General features: G+C 30.6%; 18 protein-coding genes and 1 pseudogene. 13 read left to right on the top strand and 6 right to left on the bottom strand.

Going from position 1 to position 17465, the window contains the following annotated elements:
* Position 1: 1 nt before the first annotated feature.
* From FBF02_RS09155 to FBF02_RS04740, 3 genes and pseudogenes are all read right to left on the bottom strand, one after another.
* Positions 2 to 304, bottom strand: coding sequence for a hypothetical protein (locus FBF02_RS09155; RefSeq protein WP_002853370.1), 303 nt, complete (start codon positions 302 to 304; stop codon positions 2 to 4).
* Between the two features lie 99 nt (positions 305 to 403).
* Positions 404 to 646, bottom strand: coding sequence for a hemagglutination domain protein (locus tag FBF02_RS09150; RefSeq protein WP_002853396.1), 243 nt, complete (start codon positions 644 to 646; stop codon positions 404 to 406).
* Between the two features lie 368 nt (positions 647 to 1014).
* Positions 1015 to 3302, bottom strand: a pseudogene (locus tag FBF02_RS04740) (hypothetical protein).
* Positions 3303 to 3444: 142 nt separating this feature from the next.
* On the opposite strand from FBF02_RS04740, the gene FBF02_RS04735 reads away from it, so the two are divergent.
* Positions 3445 to 3819 (top strand): thioesterase family protein, encoded by a 375-nt coding sequence (locus tag FBF02_RS04735; RefSeq protein WP_002853400.1) that lies wholly within the window; start codon positions 3445 to 3447, stop codon positions 3817 to 3819.
* Here FBF02_RS04735 and FBF02_RS04730 read toward each other — a convergent pair.
* The 3 genes from FBF02_RS04730 to FBF02_RS04720 are packed head-to-tail and all read right to left on the bottom strand — an operon-like array spanning position 3811 to position 6082.
* Entirely contained in the window at positions 3811 to 5001 is a 1191-nt protein-coding gene (locus FBF02_RS04730) for a hypothetical protein (RefSeq protein WP_002853393.1), read from the bottom strand. The genes FBF02_RS04735 and FBF02_RS04730 overlap by 9 nt on opposite strands.
* Positions 4998 to 5606, bottom strand: a complete 609-nt coding sequence (locus FBF02_RS04725) for a uracil-DNA glycosylase family protein (RefSeq protein WP_002853338.1) — start codon at positions 5604 to 5606, stop codon at positions 4998 to 5000. Before FBF02_RS04725 ends, FBF02_RS04730 begins: the two co-directional genes overlap by 4 nt.
* Entirely contained in the window at positions 5603 to 6082 is a 480-nt protein-coding gene (locus tag FBF02_RS04720) for a GNAT family N-acetyltransferase (protein WP_002853404.1), read from the bottom strand. Before FBF02_RS04720 ends, FBF02_RS04725 begins: the two co-directional genes overlap by 4 nt.
* A gap of 130 nt (positions 6083 to 6212) precedes the next feature.
* Between FBF02_RS04720 and rpmH the strand changes: the two genes are divergently transcribed.
* The 12 genes from rpmH (at position 6213) to FBF02_RS04660 (ending at position 17368) form a co-directional block, all read left to right on the top strand.
* A complete protein-coding gene (gene rpmH / locus FBF02_RS04715; protein WP_002776864.1) occupies positions 6213 to 6347 on the top strand; it encodes a 50S ribosomal protein L34 in 135 nt (44 codons plus the stop codon).
* On the top strand, positions 6344 to 6670 hold the full coding sequence (gene rnpA, locus FBF02_RS04710) for a ribonuclease P protein component (protein ID WP_002853349.1): 327 nt from the start codon (positions 6344 to 6346) through the stop codon (positions 6668 to 6670). The genes rpmH and rnpA overlap by 4 nt, the downstream gene beginning before the upstream one ends.
* A complete protein-coding gene (yidD, locus tag FBF02_RS04705; RefSeq protein ID WP_002853395.1) occupies positions 6667 to 7008 on the top strand; it encodes a membrane protein insertion efficiency factor YidD in 342 nt (113 codons plus the stop codon). The genes rnpA and yidD overlap by 4 nt, the downstream gene beginning before the upstream one ends.
* Positions 7005 to 8591: a membrane protein insertase YidC gene (gene yidC, locus FBF02_RS04700; RefSeq protein ID WP_002853384.1), complete on the top strand. Its 1587-nt coding sequence runs from the start codon at positions 7005 to 7007 to the stop codon at positions 8589 to 8591. The genes yidD and yidC overlap by 4 nt, the downstream gene beginning before the upstream one ends.
* Positions 8592 to 8594: 3 nt before the next feature.
* Positions 8595 to 9413 carry a Jag N-terminal domain-containing protein gene (locus tag FBF02_RS04695; protein WP_002853389.1) on the top strand — a complete coding sequence of 273 codons (819 nt, stop codon included), beginning with the start codon at positions 8595 to 8597 and terminating at the stop codon, positions 9411 to 9413.
* On the top strand, positions 9406 to 10734 hold the full coding sequence (gene mnmE, locus FBF02_RS04690) for a tRNA uridine-5-carboxymethylaminomethyl(34) synthesis GTPase MnmE (RefSeq protein ID WP_002853397.1): 1329 nt from the start codon (positions 9406 to 9408) through the stop codon (positions 10732 to 10734). The genes FBF02_RS04695 and mnmE overlap by 8 nt, the downstream gene beginning before the upstream one ends.
* A 10-nt stretch (positions 10735 to 10744) precedes the next feature.
* Entirely contained in the window at positions 10745 to 12931 is a 2187-nt protein-coding gene (gene purL, locus FBF02_RS04685) for a phosphoribosylformylglycinamidine synthase subunit PurL (RefSeq protein ID WP_002858406.1), read from the top strand.
* On the top strand, positions 12928 to 13698 hold the full coding sequence (locus FBF02_RS04680; protein WP_002853334.1) for a DnaJ family molecular chaperone: 771 nt from the start codon (positions 12928 to 12930) through the stop codon (positions 13696 to 13698). Before purL ends, FBF02_RS04680 begins: the two co-directional genes overlap by 4 nt.
* 2 nt (positions 13699 to 13700) lie before the next feature.
* The gene (gene purH / locus FBF02_RS04675; protein ID WP_002853339.1) at positions 13701 to 15233 is read left to right on the top strand and encodes a bifunctional phosphoribosylaminoimidazolecarboxamide formyltransferase/IMP cyclohydrolase; all 1533 of its coding nucleotides are present in this window, start codon (positions 13701 to 13703) and stop codon (positions 15231 to 15233) included.
* A 98-nt stretch (positions 15234 to 15331) separates the two neighbouring features.
* Entirely contained in the window at positions 15332 to 16060 is a 729-nt protein-coding gene (locus FBF02_RS09215; RefSeq protein ID WP_002858108.1) for a membrane protein, read from the top strand.
* Between the two features lie 189 nt (positions 16061 to 16249).
* Positions 16250 to 16924: a methyl-accepting chemotaxis protein gene (locus tag FBF02_RS09210; protein WP_002853269.1), complete on the top strand. Its 675-nt coding sequence runs from the start codon at positions 16250 to 16252 to the stop codon at positions 16922 to 16924.
* Positions 16925 to 16933: 9 nt separating this feature from the next.
* The gene (locus FBF02_RS04660) at positions 16934 to 17368 is read left to right on the top strand and encodes an META domain-containing protein (RefSeq protein WP_002853321.1); all 435 of its coding nucleotides are present in this window, start codon (positions 16934 to 16936) and stop codon (positions 17366 to 17368) included.
* Positions 17369 to 17465: the final 97 nt, after the last annotated feature.

Raw genomic sequence — 17465 nt, 5'->3', positions numbered from 1 at the left:
ATTACAGAGTCTTCTTTTTTATTGTATTTGATGCAGGACCACGAATGACAAATGTATCATTACTATAGACATTAAGATAGACGGTATTGGATTGTTCTTTTTTATTTGTAAAAATGAATTTACCATAATCAGTGCCACCATATTTCATATTTGAAACTTGATTGCCTGCCATAGCAACTCTTTCTCCTACCGTTATAGTTTCTAAATTTATAACATTTCCTGCATTGGATTTAATTACAGGTGATATTGTTTTAGGATTTCCTTTAAATGCTGAAAGTTTTCCATCTTTTGTAAACTCCTTCATCTCCTTATCACCTATTGATGAAGCAGACAGAACAATTTTTTTCCACCTTTACCCACTACTATGCCATTAGGATTGATTAAAAAGATATTATTGCTTCCACTATTGAGTGTTCCATCTATAATGAGAGCTTTTAGAACCATAGACAATATTTAAATAATTTTGGTTAGTTTTTCCTTGTCCAAAATTTACAGTTTCATTACTTGCTATATTAAAACCACCACTAACACTTATACTTCCACTTGTTCCATGAGTGAACTTACCCCCACTTGGTAAAGCATAGCTTTGTGTAAAAAGTAAAGAACCTACAACTAAAGACAAAGAAAGTTTATTTAACTTTTTCATGACTTGCTCCTTTTTGTAAGATTAAGATTTAAGAATCTTTTGTTTATATTTATAAAAATACAAATAAATCATTCCTATCTTAAAAATAGGAATGATTTATTTTATCCTTGCATAAATGTTTTTGTCATCTTGAGATATTCTTGCTTCATAAGAAAGCTTTTGTAGGTTCATATTTTCTAATCTATCTATAGAACTTAGTTTAAAATCTTCTTTGTTTTTTGCATTTTTTCAATAAAGCTTTGAAGTTCTTCTTGATTTAAAATATTAGAGTTTTCATCTATAAAACCTTGCTCACTTTATAAGATTAAGATTTCTTTATTTTTAATATAGGGGTATTACTCTTTGAGGGTGTAAAGAGCTAATACTCCCTAGCTAGAAATATTAATAGGAGCATCGTATGACTTCAAAAGGGGAGTTGTGTTGATTTTATTGGATACAATAAGATAATAATGCTCAAAGTTATTAATAATTCTAGCTTCAACTTTAGTATTTAAAATCAGTCTATTGTTTTTACTTAAACTGATATCTGAAGGAGCTGCAGCATTAGAAGCACTATAATTATCTTCATAATGCACCAACGCTCCTGCTAATATATCTATGAAAGTGTTTTTAAATATATTTAAATTCCCACCTATATATAAGGTATTATTATAAGATTTAGCTTCACTTAAACCTGTAATGGCTGAAGGAGCTATAAAAATAGAATTGTTATTTTTGTACTCATCAAGATTAAGATTGTTTATGATTAAGGTATTATCATGGGCATTGTTTGAAAGTCCAGCTATAATACTTAAAATTCCTTCTCTTTTATCTGAAGCTACACCAAATAAAGTATCATTGATAATGATTTTATTATAAGCAGCTTCATTATAAGCCATAATCAAATAAGCATTATCAGCTGCATTAGAAGAATAGTTTTTTATATCTATAGTATTATGATTGGCTTTATCTAAAGCTCTTATGATGATTTTAGAACCTTTATCTATATTACTTACATCGGTAATGCTTTGAACATTGTTATAATTTATAGTATTATAAGAGGCTTCTTTAGCTTCTGTTAATACAGTTAAATTTCTAAAAGAAGCAAAGTCTTTAATCACTACTTCATTGTTATTAGCACTACTAGGATAAAAGTCTTGGTTATTAAGAATGTTTTTCTTAGCTGTATAAATGTATACAGGTAAGGTTGACATAGAATTATTAATATAAACTTTATTATAATCCGCACTGCCTTCTAAGGTTCTAGCAGCTACAATATTTAAAGCATCTTTATAGCTTTGAGAAAGATCGGTTGTGGTAAGATCGTTTTTAATGTTAATGGTATTATGATTAGCTCCTTTAGTTGCAAAGCCACCATAAAAAGAATGTTGGTTATAACCTAAGAAGTTATTAGCGATTTCTAAAGGATGTTTTAATTCTATGTTTAAGGTATTATAATTTGCTTCTCCATTATTAGAAGCTCCTGCATAGAAGTTAAACAAAGCTTGAGCAAAAATGTTCTCATTGTTTTTATCTTTTTTTAGGTTTTTAATATCTTTTAAATTGATAGTATTATCTAAGGCTTGTCCTTGTTCGGTTTTTCCACCCCAAAAATCAGCAAATAAAACAGAATTATAAGCTAAGGGTTGTTTATCATGGTTCATATACATATCAAGATTAAAACCATCTATGTCTAAAAGGTTTTTACTGGCTTGAAAGTTTTTATCTGTTCCACTATCTATATAACCTGCGCTAATATGAGCAGCAGCTAAACTAGCATAAGCTTTGCTTGGACCATGGATAATCATATTAGCATCTTTGATAAAGATTTTATTGTTTTTTACATTACCTTGATAAGCTAAACCACCTACAAGGTGAGTGATTCTTTCATCAAAGGTATTATTACCATTTTTATCTTTTTTAGGTAAGGAAGTAAAAAACTCTACACTGCTACCTGCTTCTATATTTAAACTATTATTTGTAGAATCTCCATAAGTGGCTATAGCTCCGATTAAATAAGGAGCACCATTTAAGGCTAAATCATAAGTGTTCTCAACTCCCATACTAATATGGGCATCTTTTTGAAGTATGGTTTGGTTATAGCTTGCATTACCATAATGAGTAAAGGTAGAACTCATTAAGAAATTCATGCGTTGATTGCTTTTAGAATTACTAGGGTTTTTTATATGAGTATCTTTAGGTTTAAGATAAAAAACTGAACTAAGTTCTCCTTGTTCTAATATAAGTTTATTATAACTTGCATCAGCATGATCGGTTTTTGCTGTGATTAAAAAAGGAAGCACTCTAACTGTTTTTATACTATGACCGGCTGTATTAACACCATGCCTTGCTTTAAAAGAAAGAACTTCATCTTCTCTCATATCAGGAGTAAGTAAATAATGTTTAAAATTTAAATCGTTTATATTTGTAATATTTGGTTTAGGATTGTTATATATTAAAGTAATATTGTTAATATATTGTTTAGAACTCTTAGCATAATAATTTATACCTTGGAGTTTTTATAAGTAGAATTGGTTTTATCATAAAGTTCGTTATCATTAAAATAATGCTCTGGAATATTGAAATTTCGATTGTCTGTAGTATTTGCTTGAGTGGCTGCAAAAGCGTTGATGCTTAAGAAGGTAACAATAGAAAGTTTAAAACAAAATTTCTCTATACCCCCTCCCCGTGAAGTTAAAAAGCTTTATTAAATTAAGATTGGGCGGAATTTTTTAATATAAACTAAAAAGCGATATCAAAGAATTTCCGTTGTATAATCTAATGTTTTTTAAATGTAAAATATTTTTTAAGGTAAAGCGATGAAAATGCGTGTGTATTATGAAGATACTGATGCGGGTGGAGTGGTGTATCATAGTAATTATTTAAAATTTTGCGAGAGAGCAAGAAGTGAAATTTTTTTCAATAAAAAAGTAGATATTTTTGATGCGTCTAAGGGACATTTTTTGCTTGCAAAAGCAAATTGCAATTTCTTAAAACCTGCAAAACTTGGAGATATGATAGAGATTAAAACAAAAATTTTAGAAGTCAAAAATGCTTCTGTGGAAATTTTACAAGAAATTTATAAAGATGAAATTTTGCTTTTTAAAATGGAATTAACTTTAGCTTTTATTAAAAACGAAAAACCAGCTAGAATGGATATGCAGTTAAAAAAGCTCTTTGAAGAATTATTTTAATTCTTCAAAGCTTGCTTGTTTGCCTTGCATAAGACGCACTTTGTAATCAACTTGAGAATTTTTGATTTTCTCATCAAATAAACTTTCGCTTTTTTTATTTAAGAATTCGGTATAAAAGTAATCAACTCCTATACTAGTAGCATAAGCAATCCAGTTATAATCTATACTTTGATTAAAAATTTCATTAAGATAGACTAGGTTATCATCGTGGTTATTGATAGAATTAGCAATGATAAAATTTTCTCTATCTCCTTGTTGTGTTAAACTTAAAAATGTTGGATTATAGTTGATTTGAGTGGATAAAAGCACATAAGGATGAATGTTATAAATTCTTAGCTGAGAACTTGCTAGAGCTGTTTTGATCAATGGAGTGTTAAAAAATATTGAGGCATTATTAACTCCACCTTGTGATCTTAAAAGCCTGCTAAAATCAAGCTTCTCGCCTTCTATGGTATATATTCTAGCATTATTATTTTGAGCAAGAATTCTTGAATTTAGATTGCTTGATAAGGCAGAGCCATCGCTAAATATTGCGATATTAGCATTTGATTTGCTTAAAAGTGTGGCAATTTGAGCATCATAGTCAATACTTCCAAAAATAATATTTTGATTTGAAATTTGTATGTTGTTTTTATGGATAGTCGGTATGAAAATTTTCATATTTCCTGAGTAATTTTTCAACTCATTAGCACCTTTTAAGGTAAATCCAGCTATGGCATACTGATATCCTTGAGCTTGTGCTGCATCAAGCGCGGCTCGAATTTTATCATTATCTTCTGTGCCGGTTAAAAAAACTTTTACTTTGATTTCAGCTCTTTGTCTTAAAAGATAGGCTATGCTTGAATTTATTATAGTATTTGAGTAGCTTTTTATGGTTTTTTCTGGGATAATTATCGCAAGTTTAACAGAAGTAATTTTTTGAACATTTTTTTCAAAATCAGTAATGGAATTTAATAATTTTGCATAAACATTAGATAAAAATTGATCGTTTTGATCTGCAAATTCACTTAAAAAACTAAGATACAATCTTGATTCTAAAAGATCAAAAAGACAATTTGTGTTGCATTCTTGAACGCTTAATTTAGGATAAAAATTTTCAACTGGTTTTACATCGACTAATTTTTGCTCTTTTGCATTAAGCAAAAAGCAAGATAAGAAAAATATTAAAAATATTTTTTTCATAAAAATCCTTTAATTTTTTTTAAATCTTGTATAAAATTTTTTTCATAACTTGGATTTTTTTCTATAAAATCTAAATCATAACTTGGCATTATGAAAAAATTTTTATAAGCAAAAACTTCACCTTTTAAAATGTGATAATCTTTAAATCCCAAGCTTTTAAATGTATATTCTCCTAGACAAAGTAAAAAAGCAGGTTGAATCAGTTTTAGTTCGTTCCAGAAAAATGGTAAGCAAGATTGTAGCGAAAAATCATCAAATTTTCCATTACAAAAACATTTAAATAAATAAGAAAAATAAAAATCTTCATCGCAAAGCCCTAAAATTTGATAAATATAGTGTTTTAATTTTTCACCTTTTTTTGAATTAAGTAAAATTCCGCTTTCATTTTCACTCTTTTGCCCAAAAACATCAAGAATTAGCAATTTGGCATTTTTTATCTTAGGCTCCATAAGACTAAATTTTCTTGTTTTGGAAAATTGGCATAAGGTGCAAGATGAAACAAGTTGTTTTAATTCTTGAAAATTTTGTACTTGTTCAAAGTGGTTTGTATGTGTATCAACAAAGTTAAATCCCATAGCTTTTAAATAATAAAGACTTCTTATCATAAATCACATAATTTTTCTAAATTTTCTCCACTTAGACGATAATTTCTCCATTGTTTAAGATGTTTAGCGTTTAAACTTTCATAAAAATTAATACCTAAAATATTATCATTTAAGCAAACCCAGTCGAGTCTTTTTAAATTTTCTTTTTTGCAAATTTCTCCTAAAAATTTAAAAACAGCTTTTCCATAACCTTTTTTACGAAAATCTTCTCGTATATAAATATCTTCAAGATAAATTCCACCGCTGCCCCAAAAAGACGAAAAAGTATAAAAATAAATCATATAGCCTATAGTTTTTTCATTTTCTTTTAACAAAAAAGCACGAGCAAATTTATTTTTTAGTAAAGAATGTTCCAGTTTTTCTTTCGTGCATTGAAGAAAATCTAACATATCTTCGTATTTTGCAAATTCTATGATCATTTCTTGTAAAATATCTAAATCTTCTTGTCTTAAATCAATAATTTTAAATTCTGACATTTTTAACCTTTTAAAAATAATTTCAAAATTTATCAAAAGAATTTAAAAATTACTCTTAATCAAAAGCAATTTATAAGTAAGATTAAGATAAAATACAAGTTTATTTTATAATTTTTTAAGGAAAAATCAAATGAAAAGAACTTATCAGCCGCATGGTACTCCAAGAAAACGCACTCATGGTTTCCGTGTTCGTATGAAAACTAAAAATGGTCGCAAAGTGATCAATGCAAGACGCGCTAAAGGTAGAAAAAGACTTGCTGTGTGAAAAATTTTGATAAATTTAGCACAAACGAGGAATTTTCATCTGTATATAAAGTAGGCAAAAAATGGCATTGCGAAGGTGTGATCATTTTTTATCTGAATAGTTATGAAAAAAAAATAGCAGTTGTTGCTAGTAAAAAAGTTGGAAAAGCAGTGGTTAGAAATCGTTCAAAACGAATTTTAAGAGCTTTGTTTGCTAAGTTTGAAAGATATCTTCAAGATGGCAAATATATTTTTGTAGCTAAAAATGAAATCACTGAACTTTCTTTTTCTAGGTTAGAAAAAAATCTAAAATGGGGATTGAAAAAACTAGAATGTTTCAAATGATATGCCTAAAAATACTCCGTTTTTATCAGAAATTCTTAAGCCCTTTAAAACCCGCTGCTTGTAGGTATTATCCTAGTTGTTCTGAGTATGCGCTTTGGCAGTTTCAAAAAAAGAATTTTTTTCTAGCTTTTTTTTCTACTTTTTTTAGAATTTTAAGATGCAACCCTTTTTTTAAAGGGGGTTTTGATTATCCTAGAGTTTCTAAAAATTTTTATCCTATAAATTTATGTTTTAAGCCTATATTTTTAGCAGAAAAACAACTTTGTTTTTTATATATACCTTATAAAAATAAAAGTTTTTATCTTATAAAAATCATCTTTAAAAGGACAAATCAGTGAATAATTCAAATAATATTTTTCAGCAAAAGCGTATACTTTTAGCTGTTGTGATTTCTTTTTTATTTTTTGTTATTTATGATTATTTTTTCATTCCAAAGCAACCTTTAAAAATAGAACAAAACATTACACAAAAAAATCAACAAAACACAAGCATAAATAACACTCCTAATATACAAAATGCCACCACAAATACTCCAAGTGCGGCTTTAGTTTCGCAAGATAGTGTGATATCTAAGGTTCAAAGCAAGCATTTTGAAGCACAAATTGACTCTTTTGGTAGAATTTCTGCTTTTTATTTAAAAGATAGAAAATACCAAAATGAGAAAGGAGAATTTATAAATCTTGTTAGCAAGGAAAATAGTCCTTATCCTTTAGAAATGCGTTTTAGTGATCCAAGTATTAACTCAGAGGCTTTTAAAATTCCTTATGTTGCTAACGCTAGCAATCTTTTTGTTGATGAAAATGGAAGTCAAGTTTTAAAACTCACTCAAAATCTTTCTGGATTGAAAATCGAAAAAGATATTACTTTTTATCCAAAAGGAAATTATGAGATAGAAGTTAAACTCAGCAAGAATGCAAATTATTTTATAAGTCCAGGATATCGTCCAAATATTGCCGTAGATAGTTATACAGTTCATGGTGCTTTGGTAATGGATAATAAAGAAACCATCGAAACTTATAAAGATGGAGATGTAGAAAAGGATGAAAGTGCTAATAATGTCGTAATGACTTCGGCTTTTGATAGATACTATGCAACTTTCTTTTATAATTTTGATAAACCTTTAAATGTGGCAATCAGCAAGGATGCTAATCAAAACCCTATAGTTTTTGCTTATAGTGATAATGAATTTAAAGCAGGGGGCTATATAGGCTCTAAAGAACATGTGATTTTAAGAAGTATAGATCCACGCCTTGAAGCAGTTGTTGAATATGGTTGGTTTACTTTTATTGCTAAGCCTATGTTTGAGTTTTTGAATTTCTTGCATCAGTATATAGGAAATTGGGGTTGGGCTATCGTTGTGATGACTTTAATTGTGCGTATTATTTTATTCCCGCTAACTTATAAGTCTATGATTTCTATGAATAAACTTAAAGATCTTGCTCCTAAAATGAAAGATATTAGAGAGCGTTATAAAGGCGATCCACAAAAAATGAATATGCACATGATGGAGCTTTATAAAAAACATGGTGCAAATCCTATGAGTGGTTGTTTGCCTATACTTTTACAAATTCCTATTTTCTTTGCTATTTATCGCGTTTTGCTTAATGCTATTGAGCTAAAAGCAGCTCCTTGGGCGTTTTGGATACATGATTTATCGGTAATGGATCCTTATTTTATTTTGCCTATTTTAATGGGTGCAACGATGTTTTTACAACAGCTTATTACACCTATGACTATACAAGATCCTATGCAAGCTAAGATTATGAAATTTTTACCAGTGATTTTTACTTTTTTCTTTATCACTTTCCCAGCAGGACTTACGCTTTATTGGTTTGTAAATAACCTTTGTTCTTTGGTTCAACAATGGGTTATCAATAAAATATTTGCTAAAGAACATCACAAAAAAACAAGCGGAGCATGAAAAATGAAAATCGAAGCCATTGATCTTCAAAGTGCCTTAACAGAAGCTTCAAGAAGTTTAGAATGTTCTGTGATGGACTTAGAATATGAGATTATTCAGCATCCAAGAAAAGGTTTTTTTGGATTTGGAAGAAAAAAGGCAATTATAGAGGCTAAAGCAAAAAAAAGGATTTTGAAAAAAAATCCTAAAAAAGAATTTACAAGTTCAAAAAATCACAAACCAGAAACACATGAGCCAAAACAAGAAAACAAGATTGAAATAAAAAATGAAAAAAATAAAAGTCAAAAAGAAAAATACACAGTAAAAAGTGATGAAATTTTTGATAGTTTTCATCGAGAAAGCAAAGGAGTGCGTAATACTCAGGATATTTTAGATGAGATTCGTATTCAGCTTGTAAAACTTTTAGAAAGCTCCCAGTTTAAAATAGAGCTTAGTGAACTTAGAATGTATGATGAAGATTGTGTTTTGATTCGATTGGATGGGGAAGATGCTGCTTTGATGATAGGCAAAGAAGCACATCGTTACAAGGCTATTTCTTATCTTTTGCATAATTGGATCAATTTAAAATATAATCTTTTAGTGCGCCTTGAGATCGCTCAATTTTTAGAAAATCAAATTCAAGGTATGCAGCTTTATTTACAAAGCGTGATTGAAAAAATTAAAATTCATGGACGCGGACAAACCAAACCTTTAGATGGGGTTTTGATAAAAATCGCTTTAGAGCAGTTAAGAGCTGAATTTCCAGATAAGTATGTAGGAATTAAGCAAAATAATGATCAAAGATTTGTTGTAATAAACGACTTTTTCAAAAAAGATGAGTGATACTATAGCGGCTATTGCCACAGCTCATGGTGTGGGTTCGATTTCTATTGTAAGATTAAGCGGTGAAAGGGCTTTAGAATTTGCCTTAAAGCTTAGCCACAAAACCAAACTTACCCCGCGCCATGCTACTTTTACAAAACTTTTTAATCAAAATAATGAAATTATCGATGAAGCTATAATGATATATTTTAAAGCCCCTTATAGTTTTACAGGGGAAGATATAGTAGAGTTTCAAACTCATGGAGGATTTAGTGTGAGTGAAGTTTTACTCGAAGAACTTGTGAGTTTAGGAGCAAGACTTGCTTTAGCAGGGGAATTTAGCAAAAGAGCGTGTTTAAATGGCAAAATGACTCCTTTAAAAGCTTTAAATATACAAGATCTCATACTTTCAAAATCTGCACTTGCAGCTAAAATTATAGCACGCAACATGCAAGGAAACTTAGGAGAACTTTTAGAAAAAATTCGCACAGATTTGGTTAAAACCTTGGCTTTTGTAGAAACTAGCATTGATTATGCTGATGATGATTTACCTTCTGATTTATTAGAGCAAATTTCTACTATGTGTGAAGAAAATTCTAAAATTTTAAAAGAAATTTATACGCTTTCTCAAAGCAAAAAAGGACTCATAGAAGGTTTTAAAATCGCTATTGTAGGTAAGCCAAATGTAGGCAAATCTTCGCTTTTAAATGCCTTGCTTTCTTATGAAAGAGCTATTGTTTCAGATATAGCAGGCACCACTCGTGATACTATAGAAGAGAACTTTAAATTAGGAACGCATTTATTACGCATTATAGATACAGCGGGTATTAGGGAAAGTAAAGATGTTATAGAACAAATCGGCGTAGCTTTAAGTAAAAAAAGTTTAGAAGATGCAGATATTATTTTGGCAGTCTTTGATGCTTCAAGAGTGCAAGATAAAGAAGATGAGAAAATTTTTGACTTATTAGCAAATACTGATAAAAAAATCTTTTGGATTTTAAATAAAAGTGATTTAGAAAATGTTTTCAAAAATACTCAAAATAAAAATTTTATCAAGCTTAGTGCTCAAAAAGACATTACTTTGTTAAAAGAAGAATTGCAAAATTATCTTAATTCTTTTGATAGCGAAGGTATTATGGTAAGTTCTTTAGATCTTATTAATGCTTGTAAAATTTCAAGTGAAGCGATTTTTAGAGCTAAGGGGCTTTTAGAGGAAAGTTCTTTAGAGTTTTTTGCTTTTGAGCTTAATTTAGCTATTAATGAACTTGCAAGATTTACCAAAGATTTTCAAAGAGATGAAATTTTAGACGAAATGTTTGGTAATTTTTGTTTAGGAAAATGAAAGGATAGAAATGGATAAAGAAACCATAAAAGCACATAAAATCAGCGATGAAGAATATGCACAAATTTTAGAAATTTTAGGACGTGAGCCAAATTTATTAGAACTTGGGGTTATTTCTGCGATGTGGAGTGAGCATTGCTCTTATAAATCCAGTAAAAAATATCTTAATGGTTTTCCAACTAAAGCACCTTGGGTGATTCAAGGTCCAGGTGAAAACGCAGGGGTTATTGATATCGGGCAAGGTATGGCAGCGGTTTTTAAAGTGGAAAGTCACAATCACCCTAGTTTTATCGAACCTTTTGCAGGTGCGGCTACAGGAGTAGGGGGAATTTTGCGTGATGTTTTTACTATGGGTGCAAGAGTGGTTGCGGGGCTAAATTCTTTAAAATTTGGCGATATTCATGATGAAAAATGCGGCAAACATCAAAAATACCTTGTTAAAGGCGTGGTAAATGGAATTTCTCATTATGGAAATTGCATGGGTGTGCCAACTATAGGCGGAGAATGTGCTTTTGATGAGTGTTTTAATGGAAATATCTTAGTTAATGCCTTTGCTTTAGGGGTTTGTAAAAGTGAAGATATCTTTTATGCTAAGGCTGAAGGTGTAGGAAATCCTGTGATTTATGTGGGTTCAAAAACAGGGCGTGATGGACTTGGTGGAGCGGTTATGGCAAGTGATAGCTTCAATGAAGAAAGCAAATCTTTGCGTCCTACAGTGCAAATTGGCGATCCTTTCAGTGAAAAACTTCTTATGGAGGCTTGTTTAGAGCTTTTTAAAACCGATTATATTGTGGGTATTCAAGATATGGGTGCTGCAGGGCTTACTTCAAGTTCTTTTGAAATGGCAGGAAGAAGTGGCAGTGGCATGAAACTTTACTTAGATAAAACTCCTATGCGTGAAAGCGGTATGACTCCTTATGAGTTAATGCTTAGCGAATCTCAAGAAAGAATGCTTATTTGTGCGAAAAAAGGCTATGAAGATAAGGTTATAGAGATTTTCAAAAAATGGGATTTAGATGCTGTGGTTATGGGTGAAGTTACCAATACAGGAAAAATGGAGCTTTTTTGGCATGATGAGCTTGTAGGACTTATTCCTATCGAGCCTTTAAGTGAAAAAGCGCCGATTTTAAGTCGCCCTACAAGTGAACCAAAATATTTAAGTGAAATTAAAAATTATAAATTTGAGTTAAAATCAAGCGTTCAAGAGCTTTTTATACAAATGCTTCAAAATGAAAATATTAATAATAAAGCTTTTATTTATGATCAATTTGATTCAAGTGTGCAAACCAATACCATAAAAGCTGATGGAAGATTAGGTGCTAGTGTTATTCGTATCAAAGAAAATGGTGCAAGTGTGGCTATGGCTATAGAATGTAATTCACGCTTAAATTATGTAAATTCTAAAATAGGAGCAGCTTTAGCAGTAGCTTCTGCAGGAAGAAAAGTTGCTTGTACGGGGGCTAAACCTTTGGCAATAAGCGATTGTTTAAATTATGGAAATCCGCAAAATCCTGAAGTGATGTGGCAATTCGCACAAGGTTGCGAAGGTATTAAAGAAGCTTGTAAAGAGTTAAATACCCCAGTAGTAAGCGGCAATGTTTCGCTTTATAATGAAACTGAAGGCGTAAGTATTTATCCAAGTCCTACTATAGTAAGTGTAGGGGTTTTAGAAGATGCAAATAAAACCCTAAAAGCTAGTTTTGAAAAAGAAAATTTAAGCGTTTATCTTTTGGGTGAAAGTTTAGGAGAATTTAGTGGATCTATGGTAATGAAAATCCAAGATAAAAAAGTATCAGGAAGTCTTAAAGAGCTTGATTATAAAGCTGAACTTGCACTTTGGGATTTGCTTTATAAAGCCAATCAAAATTCTTTACTTGAGTGTGCCAATAGCGTAGGAATAGGGGGTATTGCTATGACTTTGGCAAAAATGTTTGCTATTTCTAGTGTGGGTGCAAATTTAACAAGTGATTTTGATGATGAAAAAATGATTTTTGATGAGAGTGCAAGTCGTGCTATAATAGGGCTTAGTAAAGAAAATGAAGAAGCTTTTTTAAATTTAGCTAAAGAATTTGGAGTAAAAGCTTATAAATTAGGTGTGAGTACAAGCCAAAAACATTTTAAACTTGATAGCATTGAGTTAAGCAAGGCTGAACTTGATAAGCTTTATTTTGAAAGTTTTAAAGAGCAAATCCAATGACTTTAGTTTTAATTATACTCGTTGTTTTGGTGTTTTACTGGTATTATAAAACTTGGGGAAAACAGGATTTTTTAAACTCAGCTACAAGAGGAGCCAAAGGCTTTGCTAAGGGTTTTGCTCGTGGGGTTATGGAAGAAAGAATGGATGAGTTTAAAAGGCGTATGAATTACTATGTTATCGCACTTTTGGCAAAAATTGCAAAAAGCGATGGCAGGGTAAGTGAAAATGAAGCTGAAATGATCAAAGATCTTTTAGATGCAAATGCCAAAGATGAAAAAGAAAGAGCTTTTTTAAAAGCAAGTTTTAACGAACATAAAGAAAATTTAAGCGATGCTTTTTATGTGGCAAAAGATTTTTTAAAAGAAGTGCCTTTGCCTAAAAATGAGCGTTTTAATGTCTTGCGTGTGCTTGTTTTTATGGCTTTAATCGATGCAGATTTTAATGCTAAAAAGCGTGAAATTTTAGAGCAAATCGCTAAAGCCTTTGATATAGCAAAAAGCGAACTAGACGCTTTTATAGCAAGTCTTTCAAATTTAAAAAGTACTAAAAAAGAATTAAGTCTTGATGAAGCTTTTGCTATTTTAGAACTTCCAAATAATGCGGATTTAAATGCGGTAAAAAAACAATACCGCAATTTGGCAAAAAAATACCATCCTGATATTTTAAATGCAAACAATGTTAGCGAAGAAGAGCTTAAAATCGGCGTAGAGAAATTTCAAAAAATCAACGAAGCTTATGAAAAAGTTAAAAAACATTTAGAAAGGTAAAAATGAGAGCATTACTTAGTGTGAGTGATAAAGAAGGCATAGTAGAATTTGGCAAAGAGCTTGAAAATTTAGGTTTTGAGATTCTTTCAACTGGGGGGACTTTTAAGCTTTTAAAAGAAAATGGAATAAAAGTTATAGAAGTGAGTGATTTTACAAAGAGTCCTGAGCTTTTTGAAGGGCGTGTGAAGACTTTGCACCCTAAGATTCACGGTGGGATTTTGCATAAAAGAAGCGATGAAAATCATATCAAACAAGCAAAAGAAAATGAAATTTTAGGCATTGATCTAGTTTGTGTAAATTTATATCCTTTTAAAAAAACTACCATTATGAGCGATGATTTTGATGAAATTATAGAAAATATCGACATAGGCGGACCTGCGATGATAAGAAGTGCAGCAAAGAACTATAAAGATGTGATGGTGCTTTGCGATCCACTTGATTATGAAAAAGTGATTGAGACTTTAAAAAAAGGTCAAAATGATGAGAATTTTCGTTTAAATTTGATGATAAAAGCTTATGAGCATACAGCAAATTACGATGCTTATATTGCAAATTATATGAATGAACGCTTTAACGGAGGTTTTGGAGCGAGTAAATTTATAGTAGGACAAAAAGTATTTGATACAAAATATGGAGAAAATCCACATCAAAAAGGGGCTTTATACGAGTTTGATGCCTTTTTTAGCGCAAATTTCAAAGCCCTTAAAGGCGAAGCAAGTTTTAACAATCTAACCGATATTAACGCAGCTTTAAATTTAGCTAGTAGTTTCGATAAAGCTCCAGCTATTGCTATAGTAAAACATGGAAATCCTTGCGGTTTTGCTATAAAAGAAAATTTAGTACAAAGCTATATACATGCTTTAAAATGCGATAGCGTCAGTGCTTATGGAGGAGTGGTTGCAATCAATGGAACTCTTGATGAGGCTTTAGCAAATAAAATCAATGAAATTTATGTAGAAGTAATCATTGCAGCCAATGTAGATGAAAAAGCTTTAGCCGTGTTTGAAGGTAAAAAACGCATTAAAATTTTCACTCAAGAAAGTCCGTTTTTAATCCGCAGTTTTGATAAATATGATTTTAAACATATTGATGGGGGTTTTGTGTATCAAAACAGTGATGAAGTGGGCGAAGATGAGCTTAAAAATGCAAAGCTTATGAGTCAAAGAGAGGCAAGTAAGGAAGAATTAAAAGATCTTGAAATCGCTATGAAAATAGCAGCGTTTACCAAATCAAACAATGTTGTTTATGTAAAAAATGGCGCTATGGTGGCTATAGGTATGGGTATGACAAGTAGAATCGATGCAGCAAAGGCAGCAATCGCTAAAGCTAAAGAAATGGGACTTGATTTGCAAGGTTGCGTTTTAGCAAGTGAAGCCTTTTTTCCTTTTAGAGATAGCATAGATGAAGCAAGTAAAGTAGGGGTTAAAGCTATAGTAGAACCAGGCGGAAGTATAAGAGATGATGAAGTGGTAAAGGCGGCTGATGAGTATGGTATGGCGCTTTATTTTACAGGAGTAAGACATTTCTTACATTAAGTTTAATGGAATGTTATGTTTTTTACACATAATTCAATAAAAATTAAATAAATTATGTGTAAAATATTTCCGAAAAATTTTATTTTTAGGAAACTATGATGTTTAAAACTATAGGATTTAAGGTTTCTGCTGCAATTTTTGTGGTGTTGCTTATAAGTTTTATTGTAATGCAAGTGATTTTAAATTTGGATTTTAAAAATACTGCCAATAAAATGAGCAGGGCAAATTTAGATACCGTAAGTACTTCTGTTTTTCAAACAATGAGAATGGCTATGAATTTAGGAGATCCTGAAAAAATTAAAGAAGCCATTGAAGATGCAAAAAGTATAGAGGGTATTAGTGATATTAAAATTTATCCTTCAAAAGATACTATAGATCTTTTTGAGATGAAAGCCCCTCAAATTTCAAATGATAAGCGTATTATAGAACAATTTTCAAATCCTAAAATTCAAGCTTTAGAAGAAAATGTAAATGGTGTTGTGCATTTAAGATTGATACGCCCTTTGATTGCAGATGAAAGTTGTGTTGCTTGTCATGCAAATGCTAATGTAGGGAGTGTGATTGGGGTTATGGATATATCACATTCTTTAGAAGGTGTTCAAAAAGATATAAGCAAAACCAGTCAATCTTATATTGTAATATTTACTATTGCTTTGATTTTTACCCTTTGTGTGGTTCTTTTAATGCTTAAAGTTGTTGTTGGAAAGCCTGTTTTAGAGCTTTTAAATCATGCTAAAGAATTAGCTCAAGGAAGTGGCAATTTAAAAGCTCGTATTTCAGTTAAAGGTCAAGATGAAATTGCTTTAGCTTGTGGATATATCAATTAATTTATCGAAAAAACTCATAAGGCAGTTAGCGGTGCAAGTCATAATTCAAAAAATGTAGAAAAACAAAGCAATCTTTTAAATTCAAATGCTATTTCTTTAAGTGATATCAGTTCACAAAGTCATAAGCAAATAGATCAAAGTTTTAAACTTGGTGCAAATGTTGGCAATGAACTTGGAGAACTTGCTAGTTTGTCAAATAAAGCAAATAGTGCCAATGAAAAATCCTTTTTATTATTAGAACAAATGCTTAAATCTTTGTTTAATGTTGCTAATAAAGTATCAACAGTATCTCAAAATGAAAATGAATTGGCTAAAAAAGTTGAAAACATGGTCAATCAAGCAGGTAATATACAAAAAGCAACTCAAATGATGGATGAGATCGCAGATAAAACCAATTTACTATCCCTAAATGCTGGCATAGAAGCAGCTAGGGCTGGTGCATTTGGACGAGGTTTTTCTGTAATTGCTGAGGATGTTAGGCAGTTGGCTCAGAACAGTGAAGAATTTTTGGGAAATGTAGCTCAAATTACAAAAGAGCTTTTGCAAAGTATTAATGAGGTTAGCGCAGAATTAAAGAAAAATGCTCAAAGTGTACAAGCTTTAAATGATGACACCGCTTTATTGGTTGATGATGCTAATGAGGTTAAATTATGCAACGAAGATGCTAGGGCTTTGGTAACTCAATGTACTGAAAAAATAAAAATTTCACAAGAGAATATACAAAATTTACTTTCTCGTATGCAAGAAAATGTTGAAGTAAGTGAAAAGAATGAAGAAATTTCTAAAATTCTGCTTCAAGTTGCAGATGAGTTAAAAATAGTGTGTCATAATCTTGAAAGCGAACTTAACCAATTTCAAATTTAAAGGAATAAAATGAAAAAAATGCTTCAAATTGCTTTAGCTGCAACTTTTTTTGCGGGTTGTGCTAGTACTTCTCTTACTTCATCTACTTCTAAAGGTAATAATGAACTTGTGCAAAATCAGCTTTTCAAAATAGAAAAAATTATAGTAAATGGCAAAACTTTTGATCCAAAAAACGCAGAGGAAAGTCCAAATATCAGTTTTGAAAATAATAAATTTTATGGTTATTCAGGATGCAATCGTTTTTTTGGTTCTTATCAAACTAAGGCGGATACTTTACAAATCGAAGGTGATCGCGTAGCTTCAACTCAAATGCTTTGTCACCCAATGGATGTAATGGATTTTGAAAATTCTTTCCTTTCAAATTTCAAAGGAACTTTTAAAATTTCAAATGAAAATGGAAAACTTGTTTTAAGCAATGATGAAATGAAAATCTTTTTTAAATAATGCCCTAAAGCCTCGAAATATCGAGGCAATCTTCTTAAATTTGACAAAAGTCTAAAAAATGATACAATTATAATTTTATTATCAAAAAAGGTAGTTA

The organism is Campylobacter sp. CFSAN093226 (assembly GCF_012897595.1).
GTDB classification, from domain to species: Bacteria; Campylobacterota; Campylobacteria; order Campylobacterales; family Campylobacteraceae; genus Campylobacter_D; species Campylobacter_D jejuni.
Note: the sequence above shows the minus strand (reverse complement) of the source record. Positions and strands in the feature narration are given on the sequence as shown.

Coding starts and splice junctions, on each gene's coding strand:
- FBF02_RS09155 (WP_002853370.1), bottom strand. CDS start 304: ATGAAGGAGTTTACAAAAGATGGAAAACTTTCAGCATTTAAAGGAAAT.
- FBF02_RS09150 (WP_002853396.1), bottom strand. CDS start 646: ATGAAAAAGTTAAATAAACTTTCTTTGTCTTTAGTTGTAGGTTCTTTA.
- FBF02_RS04735 (WP_002853400.1), top strand. CDS start 3,445: ATGAAAATGCGTGTGTATTATGAAGATACTGATGCGGGTGGAGTGGTG.
- FBF02_RS04730 (WP_002853393.1), bottom strand. CDS start 5,001: ATGAAAAAAATATTTTTAATATTTTTCTTATCTTGCTTTTTGCTTAAT.
- FBF02_RS04725 (WP_002853338.1), bottom strand. CDS start 5,606: ATGATAAGAAGTCTTTATTATTTAAAAGCTATGGGATTTAACTTTGTT.
- FBF02_RS04720 (WP_002853404.1), bottom strand. CDS start 6,082: ATGTCAGAATTTAAAATTATTGATTTAAGACAAGAAGATTTAGATATT.
- rpmH (WP_002776864.1), top strand. CDS start 6,213: ATGAAAAGAACTTATCAGCCGCATGGTACTCCAAGAAAACGCACTCAT.
- yidD (WP_002853395.1), top strand. CDS start 6,667: ATGATATGCCTAAAAATACTCCGTTTTTATCAGAAATTCTTAAGCCCT.
- FBF02_RS04695 (WP_002853389.1), top strand. CDS start 8,595: ATGAAAATCGAAGCCATTGATCTTCAAAGTGCCTTAACAGAAGCTTCA.
- mnmE (WP_002853397.1), top strand. CDS start 9,406: ATGAGTGATACTATAGCGGCTATTGCCACAGCTCATGGTGTGGGTTCG.
- purL (WP_002858406.1), top strand. CDS start 10,745: ATGGATAAAGAAACCATAAAAGCACATAAAATCAGCGATGAAGAATAT.
- FBF02_RS04680 (WP_002853334.1), top strand. CDS start 12,928: ATGACTTTAGTTTTAATTATACTCGTTGTTTTGGTGTTTTACTGGTAT.
- purH (WP_002853339.1), top strand. CDS start 13,701: ATGAGAGCATTACTTAGTGTGAGTGATAAAGAAGGCATAGTAGAATTT.
- FBF02_RS09215 (WP_002858108.1), top strand. CDS start 15,332: ATGTTTAAAACTATAGGATTTAAGGTTTCTGCTGCAATTTTTGTGGTG.
- FBF02_RS04660 (WP_002853321.1), top strand. CDS start 16,934: ATGAAAAAAATGCTTCAAATTGCTTTAGCTGCAACTTTTTTTGCGGGT.